At 66.9% G+C, this 12861-nt stretch carries 13 protein-coding genes; 3 read left to right on the top strand and 10 right to left on the bottom strand.

The window, feature by feature from the left end; all coding sequences use genetic code 11:
• Nucleotides 1-38: 38 nt before the first annotated feature.
• On the bottom strand, nt 39-1490 hold the full coding sequence (locus AC07O4_RS20070; RefSeq protein WP_095946834.1) for a M81 family metallopeptidase: 1452 nt from the start codon (nt 1488-1490) through the stop codon (nt 39-41).
• 33 nt (nt 1491-1523) lie between these two features.
• Nucleotides 1524-2684, bottom strand: coding sequence for an NAD(P)/FAD-dependent oxidoreductase (locus AC07O4_RS20065; RefSeq protein ID WP_159274576.1), 1161 nt, complete (start codon nt 2682-2684; stop codon nt 1524-1526).
• A gap of 204 nt (nt 2685-2888) precedes the next feature.
• Here AC07O4_RS20065 and AC07O4_RS20060 point away from each other — a divergent pair, with 204 nt between their 5' ends.
• Both AC07O4_RS20060 and AC07O4_RS20055 read left to right on the top strand, forming a co-directional pair.
• The gene (locus AC07O4_RS20060) at nt 2889-3602 is read left to right on the top strand and encodes a helix-turn-helix domain-containing protein (RefSeq protein ID WP_159274577.1); all 714 of its coding nucleotides are present in this window, start codon (nt 2889-2891) and stop codon (nt 3600-3602) included.
• A 43-nt stretch (nt 3603-3645) separates the two neighbouring features.
• Nucleotides 3646-3996 carry a DUF2200 domain-containing protein gene (locus AC07O4_RS20055; protein WP_159274578.1) on the top strand — a complete coding sequence of 117 codons (351 nt, stop codon included), beginning with the start codon at nt 3646-3648 and terminating at the stop codon, nt 3994-3996.
• Nucleotides 3997-4063: 67 nt separating this feature from the next.
• Here the strand turns inward: AC07O4_RS20055 and AC07O4_RS20050 are convergent, their stop codons facing one another.
• The 7 genes from AC07O4_RS20050 to AC07O4_RS20020 are packed head-to-tail and all read right to left on the bottom strand — an operon-like array spanning nt 4064 to nt 10943.
• Nucleotides 4064-5089, bottom strand: a complete 1026-nt coding sequence (locus AC07O4_RS20050; RefSeq protein ID WP_159274579.1) for a Bug family tripartite tricarboxylate transporter substrate binding protein — start codon at nt 5087-5089, stop codon at nt 4064-4066.
• 60 nt (nt 5090-5149) lie between these two features.
• Nucleotides 5150-6061: an HpcH/HpaI aldolase/citrate lyase family protein gene (locus tag AC07O4_RS20045; protein ID WP_159274580.1), complete on the bottom strand. Its 912-nt coding sequence runs from the start codon at nt 6059-6061 to the stop codon at nt 5150-5152.
• Nucleotides 6062-6096: 35 nt separating this feature from the next.
• Complete coding sequence (locus AC07O4_RS20040) at nt 6097-7353, bottom strand: CaiB/BaiF CoA transferase family protein (RefSeq protein WP_159274581.1); 1257 nt, start codon at nt 7351-7353, stop codon at nt 6097-6099.
• Nucleotides 7353-7841, bottom strand: coding sequence for a MaoC family dehydratase (locus AC07O4_RS20035; RefSeq protein ID WP_159274582.1), 489 nt, complete (start codon nt 7839-7841; stop codon nt 7353-7355). Before AC07O4_RS20035 ends, AC07O4_RS20040 begins: the two co-directional genes overlap by 1 nt.
• Nucleotides 7838-9079, bottom strand: coding sequence for an acyl-CoA dehydrogenase family protein (locus AC07O4_RS20030; protein WP_159274583.1), 1242 nt, complete (start codon nt 9077-9079; stop codon nt 7838-7840). The genes AC07O4_RS20035 and AC07O4_RS20030 overlap by 4 nt, the downstream gene beginning before the upstream one ends.
• A 2-nt stretch (nt 9080-9081) precedes the next feature.
• Complete coding sequence (locus tag AC07O4_RS20025; protein WP_495305441.1) at nt 9082-9582, bottom strand: MaoC family dehydratase; 501 nt, start codon at nt 9580-9582, stop codon at nt 9082-9084.
• Complete coding sequence (locus tag AC07O4_RS20020) at nt 9579-10943, bottom strand: MmgE/PrpD family protein (RefSeq protein ID WP_235944271.1); 1365 nt, start codon at nt 10941-10943, stop codon at nt 9579-9581. The genes AC07O4_RS20025 and AC07O4_RS20020 overlap by 4 nt, the downstream gene beginning before the upstream one ends.
• Before the next feature lie 207 nt (nt 10944-11150).
• Between AC07O4_RS20020 and AC07O4_RS20015 the strand changes: the two genes are divergently transcribed.
• On the top strand, nt 11151-12056 hold the full coding sequence (locus AC07O4_RS20015; RefSeq protein ID WP_159274585.1) for an HpcH/HpaI aldolase/citrate lyase family protein: 906 nt from the start codon (nt 11151-11153) through the stop codon (nt 12054-12056).
• Nucleotides 12057-12068: 12 nt separating this feature from the next.
• Here the strand turns inward: AC07O4_RS20015 and AC07O4_RS20010 are convergent, their stop codons facing one another.
• Nucleotides 12069-12806: an IclR family transcriptional regulator gene (locus AC07O4_RS20010; protein ID WP_492734498.1), complete on the bottom strand. Its 738-nt coding sequence runs from the start codon at nt 12804-12806 to the stop codon at nt 12069-12071.
• Nucleotides 12807-12861 lie beyond the last annotated feature (55 nt).

Here is a 12861-nt window from a genome sequence, read left to right as displayed (position 1 = left end):
CGGTCGGTGGGGCGAAACAAAAAAGAAGAAGAGGGAGTTCAGGCGGCGACGCCGATGGGCCACTTCGGCAGGCGAGCCTTGCGGTACGGCAGGGTGGTGAGGTCGAGCGTCACGGCGCCGGGTGCGCCGGCGTAGATCACATGCTTGGCCACCTGCGAGTACGACGCGTAGAAGTGCTGCGACGACTTGACCACGACGATCTTCTTGGCCGCCAGGTCGCAACCCAGCTGCGTGAACAGGTCGGTGCCCATGGCCTGGTTGCGCCGCGTGATCAGCACGATGTCGATGCCGTTGACCTCGACCAGCGCGCAGTCGCCCATGGCGGTGGGCGTGTTCGACAGGCCCGTCATCACCAGGTCTTCCTGCAGCGCCTTCACGGTGCATTCGAGGTCGAGCGGGTCGCCCGACAGCGGACTGATCTTGCCGCCGATGCGCATCTGCAGCCTGGCGCCCACGCCGGCATCGAAGGCGATGCGCACGGCGATCGGGTCCCACATCGGGCCCAAGGCCGCGTTCGTGATGCCGCGCTCCAGCATGCGGCGCAGGATGAAGGTGGAGTCGCTCGCCGCGCCGCCGCCGGGGTTGTCGGCGCCGTCGGCCAGCACCACCGGGCCGCCGTCGAAGGCCAGGGCCTCGTCGAGCGAGTCGTCGATGCTGGGGTAGTTGACCGTGAGGCCGTCGCGCATGGCGATGACTTCGTCGGCCAGCTGGCGTGCGAGTGCATTGGCCTTGGCTTGGTCGCCGTCGGTGTAGACCAGCACCTTGGTGCCCATCTCGGGCACGTCGCCCCACGAGAAGCCGTGCGTGAGCGAGACCGAGAGCACGCCGTCCTTGCCTTCGAGCGCCTGCATGCGCTGCACGAAGCTGCGCGCCGGTTCGCGCGAGGTGTGGACGGTGACGATGATGTCGCAGTCGACCATCGCGACCACCGGCTTGACCTTGCCTTCCACGGCCGCGGCGCAGATGTCGACCAGCTCCAGCCCGCGTTCGAGCACGTCGGTGTGCGGATACTCCTTGAAGGAGACCATCACGTTGGCGTTGTCCACCATGGCGGGCGTGAGGTGGTTGTGCGGGTCGAGCTCGGCGCCGATCACCACATCAGGGCCCACGATCTGGCGCACGCGCGCCAGCATGTCGCCTTCGCAGTCGTCGTAGCCGTCGGCCACCATCGCGCCGTGCAGGCCGAGCAGCACCATGTCGACCGGCAGCGCGGCGCGCAGGTCGTTCAGCATTTCGTCGCGCAGGGTTTCGTAGGCGTGGCGCGTGGTGATGCCGCTGGGCTGCGCGCCCGCCACCATGCCTTCGAGCAGCGTCCAGCCCTTTTCCTTGCCGCGGATGCGCGCGGCCCACAGCGGGCCCGAGTAGATCGTCAGCGCATCGGGATGCTGGCCGGCGGGGAAGTAGCCGCGGTCCTTGAAGGAGGCGATGCCGGTCGGCATCGGGCCGAAGGTGTTGGTTTCGGTCGCGAGGGAGGCACTGAAGACACGCATGGGATGGTCTCTTGGGGTTGTGGGTTGTTCTTGTCAGGCGGCAGCGGCAGTGCGCAGCCGCTGCGGGCCGAGCATCTCGACCGTGAGCCCGAAGCCCGCGATGCGCTCGGGCAGCGGCAGGCCGCGTGCCAGCGCGGCGCAGGCCTCGCCCATGGCGGCCGAGGTCTGGATGCCGTAGCCGCCTTGCGCCGCGACCCAGAAGAAGCCGGGCGCATCGGGCGCGAAGCCGCCCACCAGGTCGCCGTCGGCCACGAAGGAGCGCAGGCCGGCCCAGGTGCGCGTGGGGCGGCGGATGGCGAGCGTGGTCGCTTCTTCAATGCGGTGCATGGCGATGGCGATGTCCATCTCTTCGGGCTGCACGTCCTGCGGCTCGACCGGGTCGGCGTTGGCCGGCGAACCGAGCAACATGCCCGCGTCGGGCTTGATGTACCAGCCTTCGTCGGCGGCGAACACCATCGGCCAGTGCGCCACGCTCTGGCCCTCGGGCGGCGCGAAGATGAAGGCCGAGCGGCGGCGCGGCTCGATGCCCAGCGGGCGCACGCCGGCCAGCTGCGCGATGGTGTCGACCCAGGCGCCGGCGGCGTTGAGCACCACGGGTGCCTCGTACACCGTGCCACCCGCCGTCACGCGCCAGCATTCGCCCACGCGTTCCATGGCCGTGACCTCGGCGTCGCACACCAGCTTGCCACCGGCCTGGCGCATGCCGCGCAGGTAGCCCTGGTGGATGGCGTGCACGTCCATGTCGGAGGCATCGGGTTCGTACACCGCGCCGGCCACTTGCTCGGGGCGCAGCGCCGGCACCATCTCGCGCGCCTGCTCGCCATCGAGGCGTTGGGCGCCGACGTCCATGGCGCGCAGCAGCTCCCAGTGCGCTTCGAGCTCGTGCAGGTGCTCGGTGCCCGCGACCATCATCGCGCCGCGCGGCGTGAGCAGCGGGTGCTCGGCAAAGCCTTCGGGCGGGTGTTCGAGGAAGGCGCGGCTGGCCATGGTGAGGGCGCGCACCTGCGGCGTGCCGTAGCTCTCCATGAAGAGCGCGGCCGAACGGCCGGTGGAGTGGTAGCCCGGCTGGGCTTCGCGTTCGAGCAGGATCACGCGGGCATGCGGGGCGAGCCAGTGGGCCACCGAGGCCCCGGCGATGCCGCCGCCGATCACGAGGTAGTCGGCCACGACGGGAGTGGTTGTGCTTGTTGTCATCGCCGAAAAGTGTAGGTAGAAATTTGCGGATACGCAAATTGATTTGCGCCAACCAAGGGGAAACCATGGGTGCACCACCGAGGTGAAATTTGCGTACACGCAATTTGCGCATACGCAAAACGCATGCCGGGGCTGTCGCGCCGTGCGTGGCCGGCCGGGCGCGGGGCTGGCAGAATCACCCGGCATACCTAGAGAAAGCCAAGCGTGACTCCACACACAGGGAACCGGGGCGGGGCGAAGCCGAAGGAAGAGCCGCCCACGCTGGACCGCACCACTTTCGGCCATCGCCTGCGCACCGCGCGCAAGCGTTTCGGCTGGACGCTGGCGCAACTGGCCGAGCGCTCCGGCGTGTCGATCACCACCATCTCGCGCGCCGAGCGCGGCCAGCTCGCGCTCGGCTACGAGAACTTCACCGCGCTGGGCCGCGCGCTCGAGATGGACATGAACGCCATGTTCGCGGGCGCGGGCGTCAAGCCCGAGCAACTCGACGGCCCGGTCGTCACGCGCGCGGGCAAGGGCGTGGTCTACAAGGGGCTGGCCATCGCCTACGAGTTCCTGGGCACCACCGCTGCCGGCAAGCAGATGAGCCCCATCGTCGGCACCGTGCACGCGCGCCGCATCAACGGCCCCGAGGACTTCGTGCGCCACACGGGCGAAGAGTTCGCCTACGTGCTGTCGGGCGAGATCGACGTGTACTTCGACAACGGCGAGGTGGTGCGCCTGGCGCGCGGCGACTCGCTGTACTTCGACAGCCGCCTCGGCCACGCCTACGTGAGCGTGAGCCGCCAGCTTGCGAAGATCGTGGGCATGACCTCGGGGGAAAGCGGACACATGAAGTCGGCGCGCGAGGCGCCTGCGATGAAGCCGGCGCGCAAGACTGTGGTGGTGAAGAAAGCCGCGGGTGGCCGCAAGGGCTGAGCGCCCGCGTCAGCCTTCGGCCCGACTTGAAGGAGACATGACGATGTCAGAGCACAAGATTTTCGCGATGCCGTTCGCCAAGGTGTACCCGATGTACGTCCAGAAAGCGGAACGCAAGCAACGCACGAAAGACGAAGTCGAACAGGTCATCTGCTGGCTCACCGGCTACGACGCGGCGGGGCTGCAGCAGCAGATCGAACAGCAGAACGATTTCAGGACCTTCTTCGCGCAGGCCCCGGCGCTGCACCCGAATCGCGCGTTGATCAAGGGCGTGGTGTGCGGCGTGCGCGTCGAGGAAGTCGAAGACCCGCTGATGCAGAAGATCCGCTACATGGACAAGCTGGTCGACGAGCTGGCCAAGGGCAAGGCGATCGAGAAGATCCTGCGGACGTAGTGCACCCCGCTCGATCGCCAAGCAGCCAACGCGCCAGATGGCCCCGGAGCCGAGGCCATCTTTCTTGTTACTCGACCATCAGCCCCAGCTCGCGCGTCATCTTCTGGTACGTGGGCCACGTCTGCTGGATGAACTTCTGCAGTTCGACGCCGGTCCATGGCGGGCTCTCCACGCCCAGCTGCGTGAGCACGGTCTTCACAGGCTCCGATTTCGTCGCCGAATCGTGGGCCACCTCGGCGAGCCGCCGCACCACCTCCTTGGGCAGGGTGGCCGGGCCCAGCACCATGTTGCATTCCTTGAGGTTTTCGAACGCGGGGCCCGTGAAGCCTTCGTCGGCCCAGGTCGGAATGCCCGGGAGCAGCCGCTCCGAACGATCACCCGAGATCACCAGGATCGGCCGGAACGCCCCGCGCTGGATGCCGGCGGCCATGCCGGCCATCGAGCCGGCACCGATGTCAATGTTGCCTGCCATCAGGTCGAACACCATCGGCCCCGTTCCCTTGTAGTTGACGAGGTCAAACTTGGCGCCGGTCTGCTTGGCCAGCTGGCTCATCATCAGTTGCCAGCCCGAGCCGATGCCGTAGTTGCCGACGCTCACCGGCCGCTTGCGCGCCAGCTCGATCAGCTCCTTGAAGTTCTTCACCGGCAGGTCTTTCTTGACGACCATGGGCGACGTGCCGGTGCTGAACGCAGCGATCGGCGTCAGGTCCTTGGTGGTGTCGAGGGGCACCTTCTTGAGCAGCACGGGCGCCTGTGCCAGTTGGCTGTGCAGCGTGATCAGCAAGGTGTAGCCGTCCGGTGCGGAGCGCGCCACGGCGTCCGCCGCGATCATGCCGATGGCGCCGGGGCGGTTCTCCACGACCACGGGAACGCCGAGCCGGCCCGTCATGTATTCGGCGAGCGCGCGTGCGGTCGCGTCGTTCGATGAACCCGGCGCCTGCGCCGCGATGATCTTGATGGGCCGCGAGGGCCAGTCCTGCGCACGCGCCAGGCCCGGAAGCCATCCGGCACCCAGCAGGCCCAGCCCGGTGCCCAGAAGGCGGCGGCGTTGCGCAGCCTCGGGGGCCAATGTCGATTCGATGCTCGTTGTCATGTTTGTCTCCGTCATTTGTGGGGGATCGGGTGTGCCGGCCCTGGGGCCCATGAGGCGGGGCTACATGCCGATCTGGTCCGCGCGGTCGACCAGGTTCTTCACGATGCGGACCGAGGCGATGTCGATCATCTTTCCGCCGTACTGGACGGCGCCCAGCCCTTGCGCCAGCGCCGCGTCATAGGCCTGGATCATTTCTCGCGCGCGCGCCACGTCGGCGGCGGCCGGCGAGAAGGTGGCCTGCGCAATCTCCACCTGCGAGGGGTGGATCGCCCACTTGCCGACCATGCCGAGGATCATGGCCCTGCGGCACTCTTCGCGGAAGGCCTCCGGTTCCTTGAAGTCGGCGAAGGGCCCGTCGACCGCATCGATGCGGTTCGCACGCGCCGCGATCGTGAGCTTGTGGCGCTGGTAGCTCCAGATGTCGCCGGGGTAGCCGCTCGGGCCCCCGATGTCGCGGATCGAGACGCCCTGGCTCGCCGAGTAGTCGCCCATGCCGAAGATCAGGCATTCGAGCCGCGGCGTCGATGCGGCGATTTCCTCGACGCGCATCATGGCTTCGACCTCTTCGATCAGCACATCGATGCCGATGCGCTTCTTCAGGCCGAGCTTCTTTTCCATCATGGTGAGCAGCTTGTCGACAAACTGCACGTCGGCCGCGCTCATGGCCTTGGGCAGCATGATCATGTCGAGGTTCTCGCGCGCACCTTCGACGACCTCGATGATGTCCTCGTAGGCGTACTCGGTGGTCAGGTCGTTGATGCGCACGCAGCGCGTGGTGCGTCCCCAGTCGAGCGTGTTCAGTGCCTGCACGATCTTGGCGCGCGCGGGTCGCTTCTCGGAGGGCGCAACCGCATCCTCGAGGTCGAGGAAGACGAAGTCGACGTCCATGCCGGCGGCCTTCTGCATCATCTTTTCGCTGGAGCCGGGAACGGACAACTGGCAACGGCGCAGCCGCCTGGGTCTTTCTTGCATGGATTTTCCTTGGGAGATCAAAAAGAGGGAAGGGGTTACTGGATGACGTGTTCGGCGCGTAACGCCGCGATGTCTTCGCTGCTGAAGCCGAAGGTTCGCAGCGTCTCGTCGGTGTGTTCGCCGGTGAGGGGCGCGCGGCGGCGAACGCCGCCCGGGGTGCCGCTCATACGCACCGGCGTGCCGGCCACCGTGAGCGGGCGGGAGGCGCCGGGCTGCTCGACATCGACCAGCATCTGGCGTGCACGGAAGTGCGGGTCGTCGAAGATGTCGGCCGCATCGAAGACGGGGCCGAACGGAATCTCGCCACCCAGCAACGCCGACAGCTCGGCCTTGGTGTGGCGCGCAGTCCAGCTGCCGACGATCTCCTCGACGTTCGCCTTATGCTTGACGCGCGCCTCGTTGGTCGCATAGCGCGGGTCCGCCGCGAGTTCCGGCTGGCCCATGCATTGCACGAGGGGCACCCAGAAGCGGTCGTTGGGCACGCCCAGGCTCACATGGCCGTCCTTCGCGGGAAAGAGCCCGAAGGGACACAGCAGCGGATGGCCGTTGCCCTCGGGCCCCGGTATGGCACTGGTGGCGCTGTGCTGGAACACCAGCCGCTCGCAGACCGCGAGCACGGCATCGACCATCGCCACGTCCAGGAACTGGCCCTGGCCGGTGCGCTGCGTGCGCCAGCAGGCCGCGGCAATGCCGTAGGCCAGGTACATGGCGGGCACGATGTCGCCCACGCCGGGCCCGATCTTCGTGGGGGCGCCGCCCGGCACGGCGCCGGTGATGCCCATGATGCCGCCCATCGCCTGTGCCACCGGGTCGTAGGCAGGCCAGTCGGCGTACGGGCTCTCGCCGCTGCGTGCGTCGCCGAAGCCGCGCAGCGCCGCATACACGAGGCGCGGGTTCTCCTGCGCCAGTGTCTCGTAGCCCAGGCCCAGCCGCTCCATCACGCCCGAACGGTAGTTCTCGACGAGCACATCGGCCTGCCGCACGAGCCGCAACAGCGCGGCCTTGCCGGCGGGACGCTTCAGGTCGAGGACCAGCGAATCCTTGTTGCGGTTGATCGAGGCGAAGTAGCTGCCGAAGCCTTGTTCGTCGATCCGCCTGGCGCCTTCGAGGTGCGGGCCGGTGCGGCGCGTGAGGTCGCCACCCGGCGGCTCGATCTTCACGACGTGTGCGCCCTGGTCGGCCAGCATCATCGTGGCGTACGGGCCCGCGAGCATCTGCGTCAGGTCCAGTACGACGAGGCCTTCGAGGGCCCCCGTCGCGCATCGGGCGGGCGCCGCAGTATGCGTACGCATTACTTGCCTGCCCAGTGGCTCTTGCGCTTGAGCAGCACGGTCCGCTCGGCCTCGACGCAGAGCTTGTCGTCCTGGTTGATGCCGTAGTGCCGGAAGCGCACGATGCCGGCGTCGGGCTGGTCGGCGTCGCTGCGTTCGAGCACTTCGCTGAAGGCGTACAGCGTGTCGCCATGGAAGACCGGGTTCGACAGGCGGATCTTGTCCAGCGTCAGTTCGCGCAGGCACTGTTCGGCCGTGTCCTGCGCCGCCAGCCCGAGCACCATCGACAGGTTGATGCCGCCGAACACCACGCGCTGCGAAAAGATGCCGCGCGCATCGCGCTTCATCGCATGCTCGTTGAAGTGGCCCTCGGCCGTGTTCATGACCATGTTGGTGATGAGCACGTTGTCCATCTCGGTCACGGTCTTGCCGCGGGAGTGCCGGATCAAAGCGCCCACTTCGAAGTCTTCGAAGTAGTTGTCCGTGCTGGTGAGTTCCGACGTCTTCATGCCGTGGCCCCTCCCTTGGCGGCTTGCAGCTTCTCGAAGGCGCGCCCCGCGATCATGGCTTCCACTTCCGACTTGCCCAGCAGGTGCGTCGAGATGATGCGTTGCTGGATCTCCGACGTGCCCTCGAAGATCTTGGTCAGGCGTGCGTCGCGCCAGTAGCGCTCCACCGCAAACAGCTTGGTGTAGCCCGCGCCGCCGAAGATCTGCATGGCCTCGGACGTCACGCGCTCAGCCATCTCGGAGGCGAAGTACTTGACCATCGACGCCTCCTTGTCGCAACGCCTGCCGCTGTCGATCTGGCCGCACACGTAGTACATCAGCTGACGTGCCGCCTCGATCTCGGTCGCCATGGTCGCGATCTTGAAACGGATCGCCTGGTATTCCGCAATCGGCATGCCGAACTGCTTGCGTTCGCCCGCATAGGCAATGGCGTCTTCCAGTGCGCCTTGCGCGAGGCCGATGGCGCGGGCCGCCGTGTGCGCGCGTGCGCCTTCGAGGCCCTTGGTCATCAGGTGGAAGGCCTTGCCCTCTTCGCCGATCAGCCCTTCGGCCGGCACGCGTAACCCGTCGAGCGCGAGCTCGAAGGTCTTCCAGCCGAAATAGCCGATCTTCGGGATGGGAGAGCCCGTCATGCCCTTGGGAAAGCCGCCGCGCTCCTTCTCGATCAGGAAGCACGAGATGCCCAGGTAGCGCTTGTCCGAACTCGGCGGCGGCGAGGTGCGCGCAAAGAGCGTGAGGTAGTCGGCGCCATCGGCAAAGGTGCACCAGTACTTGTTGCCGGTGAGCACCCACTCGTTGCCGTCGCGCACCGCGCGGCACGAGATCGAGGCCAGGTCGGAGCCGGTGTCGGGCTCGCTCAGGGCGCTGGCGTTGAGGAACTCGCCGCGCACGACGCGGGGCAGGTAACGCGCACGCATCTCCTCCGGCATGGCCGACTTGATCCATCCTCCCTGGGCGCGGGCCACGATGGACGCCACCGACATCCAGCCGCGCGCCAGTTGCTCGCAGATGAGGCAGTACTCGAAGTAGCCTAGCCCCATGCCGCCGTATTCCTCGGGGATCATGATGCCGAAGTAGCCCATGTCGGCCAGCTTCTGGCGCAGGTCCATCGGGATCTCGCCGTCGGGCCCGTCGAGCCGGTTGGCAACCGGCAGCACCTCTCGCATGGTGAAGTCGCGTGCGGCGTCGCGAATCATGCGACGCTCTTCGGTCATGTAGCCCAGTCCGTCTTCTGACATTCTCAGTTCCTTGTTTTGACGAGGTTGGAGCGCTTGAAGTCGATGACTTCCTCGTCTTGCTGGTTCGACCCGCGCGTGTGCCAGGTCACGATCCCGTAGCCGGGCCGGTTGGAGGCCAGGCGTCGCGCAATGACTTCGGAGCGCGCGTACAGCGTGTCGCCGGGGTACACCGCCTTGCAGTAGCTGAGCTCGTCGACGCCCAGGAACGGGCCACCGCCTTCCGACAGGTCTTCGACCGACAGCCCGAACACCGTGTTGAACACCAGCAGCGGATTGACCGGCGTGGCCGGATGGCCGTGTGCCTTGGCAAAGGCCTCGTTGGTGTAGTGCGGGTTGTAGTGAAGCGTCAGCGTCGAGAAGAGCGTGTTGTCGGCCGCCGTGACCGTGCGGCCCCAGTGGTGCGCAAAAGCGCGGCCGATCTCGAAATCTTCGTAGCGGTTGCCGCGGGGTCGCAGCGTCGCGTCGGCTTTCAGCCGTGCGACCGTGGGGTCGTTGGGAGTCATTGGATGGCTTCGAACAGGGGGTGGAGAGAAGGGGAACGGTCGAGTGCGTCGACGGCCTCGACGAACCGGTCGAAGCGGGCGGCACCGAGCACGGGTTCGGCGATCGCGCGGGCCTTGGCCAGCAGGCGCGCCCACTGCGCGTCGAGGTCGGTGGCGGGAATCGCCACGTTGGCGGTGCGGGAGAGCGTCCGGCCGTCGCGCGTGTGCATCGTCACGGTGGCCGCGTCGCGGTTCTCGGCCTCGACCACGACCATGGACACGCACCGGGCGGCGGCGGCGTAGCGCGCATCGAGTGCGGTGCGGTCCGAGTACAAGCCGAGGTCGGAGGTGTCCGCGCCGTCGAGCGCCAGCGCGGCCAGATGCTGGATCGAGAACTTCACGTTGAGCCCGCTCTGCGGCACCGCGATGTCGCAGACCCCGCGATGGTTGCCGGCAACCTGGAGGGTCATCGACTCCAGTGCGTCGAGATCGACGCCGTCGTGCTGCCGCAATGCGCGGATCGCCTCGATCGTGGAATGGGTGAGGTAGCAGGAGGCGTGGTACTTGAAGAGCGTCTGTTCGACGGCAAAGCCGTGGCGTGTGTCGATCGACGGTGCCACGCCGTTCAGCGCCGGTGCCATGGTGCGGGCAAAGCCCTGTATGCATTCGATCGCGCTGTCGTTCACCGTGAAGCCGCGCGCGGCGAGCTCGGCGGCCATCAGTCCGTTCATCGCGGCCTTGCCGGCATGAAGCGGCTTGCCCATGGTTCCGAACATGCACTTGAGTCCTGCGGCCTGGGTCGCCGCGAGGCCCAGTGCATGCGCTGTCTGGTCGCTGTTCAGGCCGCGCAGGTTCGCGCAGGCCGCCGCGGCGCCGAAGGTGCCGACGGTCCCGGTGGCATGGAAGCCATGCTGGTAGTGGCTTGGACCGACGATCTCTCCGAGCCGGCTTTCGATCTCGTGGCCCACCACCAGGGCACGCAACAGGTCGCGACCGGAGGCCGCGCGCGACTGGGCCATGGCGAGAACGGCCGGCGCCACCGGCACCGTGGGGTGGCCGAACATCCGCGATGCGACATCGTCATAGTCCAGCGCGTGGCCTGCGGCGCCGTTGATAAGCGCCGCATCGTGCGGCGCGGCACGCCGTCCGCTGGCCAGCAGAAGGCAGGGCTGGTCTGCCGACCCCTGGTATGCATCGGCAAGGATCTGCACCAGTGGCTCGGCTGTGCCTGCGATGCTGACGGCGAGCCAGTCGAGCATTGCATGCTTCGCCCATTGGTACGCCGCGGGGGTGAGAGCGGCATCGTCGGTGTGGCTGATCCAGTCGGCCATCAGGTGCGTGACCGCCACGCTGTCGATGCTCTCGTTGGTCTGATTCTTCACGTCGTCTCTTGGCCCCGGTGGGAGGCTCGTTTAGTGGGTTCTCCAAAGTATTGAGCAGGCTCGGGCAAAGATGCATCACATATGTGATGGTTGAAAGATGCGCTTCATCATCACATCCATGATGGAAGTGGTTGTGCATCAGCGCCAGACTCGGAACTCGCGTCGGTTCCTCTGCGACGCGTCTGTTCAACTCATCGATGCCTTGTCATGACATTCACTGCCCAAGCCCGACGACCCCGACGCTCGGCCCTGTACGTTCCCGCCATCAATCAGCGCGCGCTCGCCAAGGTCGCATCGCTCGACTGCGATGCGGTCATCTTCGATCTCGAGGATGCGGTAGCGCCCGACAGGAAGGAAGCCGCGAGGCGCAACCTCGAAGCCTTCTTCGCGACGCCGAAGGAGGGCGTGCAGGAGCGGGTCATCCGGGTCAATGCGATCGACACGACGGATTTCGAAGCCGACATGGCAACCGTCGCGGCCTGCCGTCCGGATGCCGTGTTGGTGCCGAAGCTCTCGAGTCCCGATGACTTCGCGGTGATCGCGGGCGCATTGCCGAAGAGTGGCGTGAACGAGGCGATTCGCCTGTGGGCCATGATCGAGACGCCTGCGGCGCTGCTCTCGCTCGACGAGATTGTTCGCACGGGCCTCGCGTCGCAGCCCGGTCTCGACTGCCTCGTGGTCGGCACCAACGACATCGCCAAGGAGACCGGCGTGTTCCCTGGCGATGGACGTGCCTTTCTTCGGCCCTGGCTGATGCACATCGTGCTCTGTGCCAAGCGCCATGGCGTGTGCGTGCTCGATGGGGTCTGGAACGATTTCGCCGACAAGTCGGGTTTCGCAGCGGAAGCGGCCGATTCCGTGAAGATGGCCTTCGACGGCAAGACACTCATTCATCCCACGCAGATCGGCCCGGCGAACGAGGCTTTCTCTCCTTCGGCAACTGCGGTGGCAGACGCGCGGCGGATCGTTGCGGTCTTTGCGCGGACGGAGAACGCCGGTGCGGGTGTCGTCAACCTTGATGGAAAGATGGTCGAACGCCTGCATCTGGCGCAAGCGCAGGCACTGCTGGCCATTCACGACGCCATCGAGAGGCGGACGGTGCACGGGCGCTAGGGCCCGCGCCGATCAGCTGGTGCTGGCGACGGCAAGCACGATGCGCACGAGCTCGGCACGGCGGGCGTGCAGGCGATCGACAGGCCCGCCGACGCCGATGCTCAGGCGCTGCCCCCGGATCGGCGTGGCCAGCAGCGTCGCGATGACGCCGGCGCCCTGTGTCGCGAGGTTGGCCGATTCGTAGTAGCCATGTTCGCGCGCCCATTCGACGGCACGCATGGTCGTGGCGATCTTTGCCACCGGCCCCGTTCTTCCTGGCTCGGCGTTGTAGCGCCGAAGCAGCCGGCCGATTCGCTCGTCGTCCTGGGCGCTGAGCAACATGATGCCCGTCGCCGTGCGGTGCATCGGACGCATGGTGCCGGGCGAGGGCGAGAAGCGCAGGACGTTCTGCGACTCGATGACCGAGAGGTACTGCAGCAGGATGCCACTCTGGCGCCCCAGCAGCACCGTTTCACCCGTTTCGTTCGCGAGTCGCCGCAACGCATCCTGGACCGCATCGCGCCGGTGCGGAATGCGCGTGGCCCAGTCGCCCAGGAACGCGACGCGCACCGAAGGACAGTACTCGCGCGTTGTCGCATCGAACTCCATGTAGCCGCGGGAAACCAGCGACTTCAGCAGCATGGAGACACTGGACTGAGGGGCTTCCAGTTTTTGTGCAATGGTGGTCACGCGCAGCGGTCGACGCTCGGCATCGAAAAGCTCGAGCAGATCAAAGACACGGATAGCTGACTTGACGAGGCCGTTCTGCACTGAAATCTTCTGGTTGATGAGGGGCAGGGACTGAGGTTGCCATTGTCTCAGCCTG

It is taken from the genome of Variovorax sp. GW821-FHT09D04 (assembly GCF_059416405.1).
This window is presented reverse-complemented; position numbering and strand designations above follow the sequence as displayed.

Bases quoted from the DNA above. Each gene is read 5' to 3' on its own strand.
- AC07O4_RS20070 (WP_095946834.1), bottom strand. From the start codon at position 1,490: ATGCGTGTCTTCAGTGCCTCCCTCGCGACCGAAACCAACACCTTCGGC.
- AC07O4_RS20065 (WP_159274576.1), bottom strand. From the start codon at position 2,684: ATGACAACAAGCACAACCACTCCCGTCGTGGCCGACTACCTCGTGATC.
- AC07O4_RS20055 (WP_159274578.1), top strand. From the start codon at position 3,646: ATGTCAGAGCACAAGATTTTCGCGATGCCGTTCGCCAAGGTGTACCCG.
- AC07O4_RS20050 (WP_159274579.1), bottom strand. From the start codon at position 5,089: ATGACAACGAGCATCGAATCGACATTGGCCCCCGAGGCTGCGCAACGC.
- AC07O4_RS20045 (WP_159274580.1), bottom strand. From the start codon at position 6,061: ATGCAAGAAAGACCCAGGCGGCTGCGCCGTTGCCAGTTGTCCGTTCCC.
- AC07O4_RS20040 (WP_159274581.1), bottom strand. From the start codon at position 7,353: ATGCGTACGCATACTGCGGCGCCCGCCCGATGCGCGACGGGGGCCCTC.
- AC07O4_RS20035 (WP_159274582.1), bottom strand. From the start codon at position 7,841: ATGAAGACGTCGGAACTCACCAGCACGGACAACTACTTCGAAGACTTC.
- AC07O4_RS20030 (WP_159274583.1), bottom strand. From the start codon at position 9,079: ATGTCAGAAGACGGACTGGGCTACATGACCGAAGAGCGTCGCATGATT.
- AC07O4_RS20025 (WP_495305441.1), bottom strand. From the start codon at position 9,582: ATGACTCCCAACGACCCCACGGTCGCACGGCTGAAAGCCGACGCGACG.
- AC07O4_RS20015 (WP_159274585.1), top strand. From the start codon at position 11,151: ATGACATTCACTGCCCAAGCCCGACGACCCCGACGCTCGGCCCTGTAC.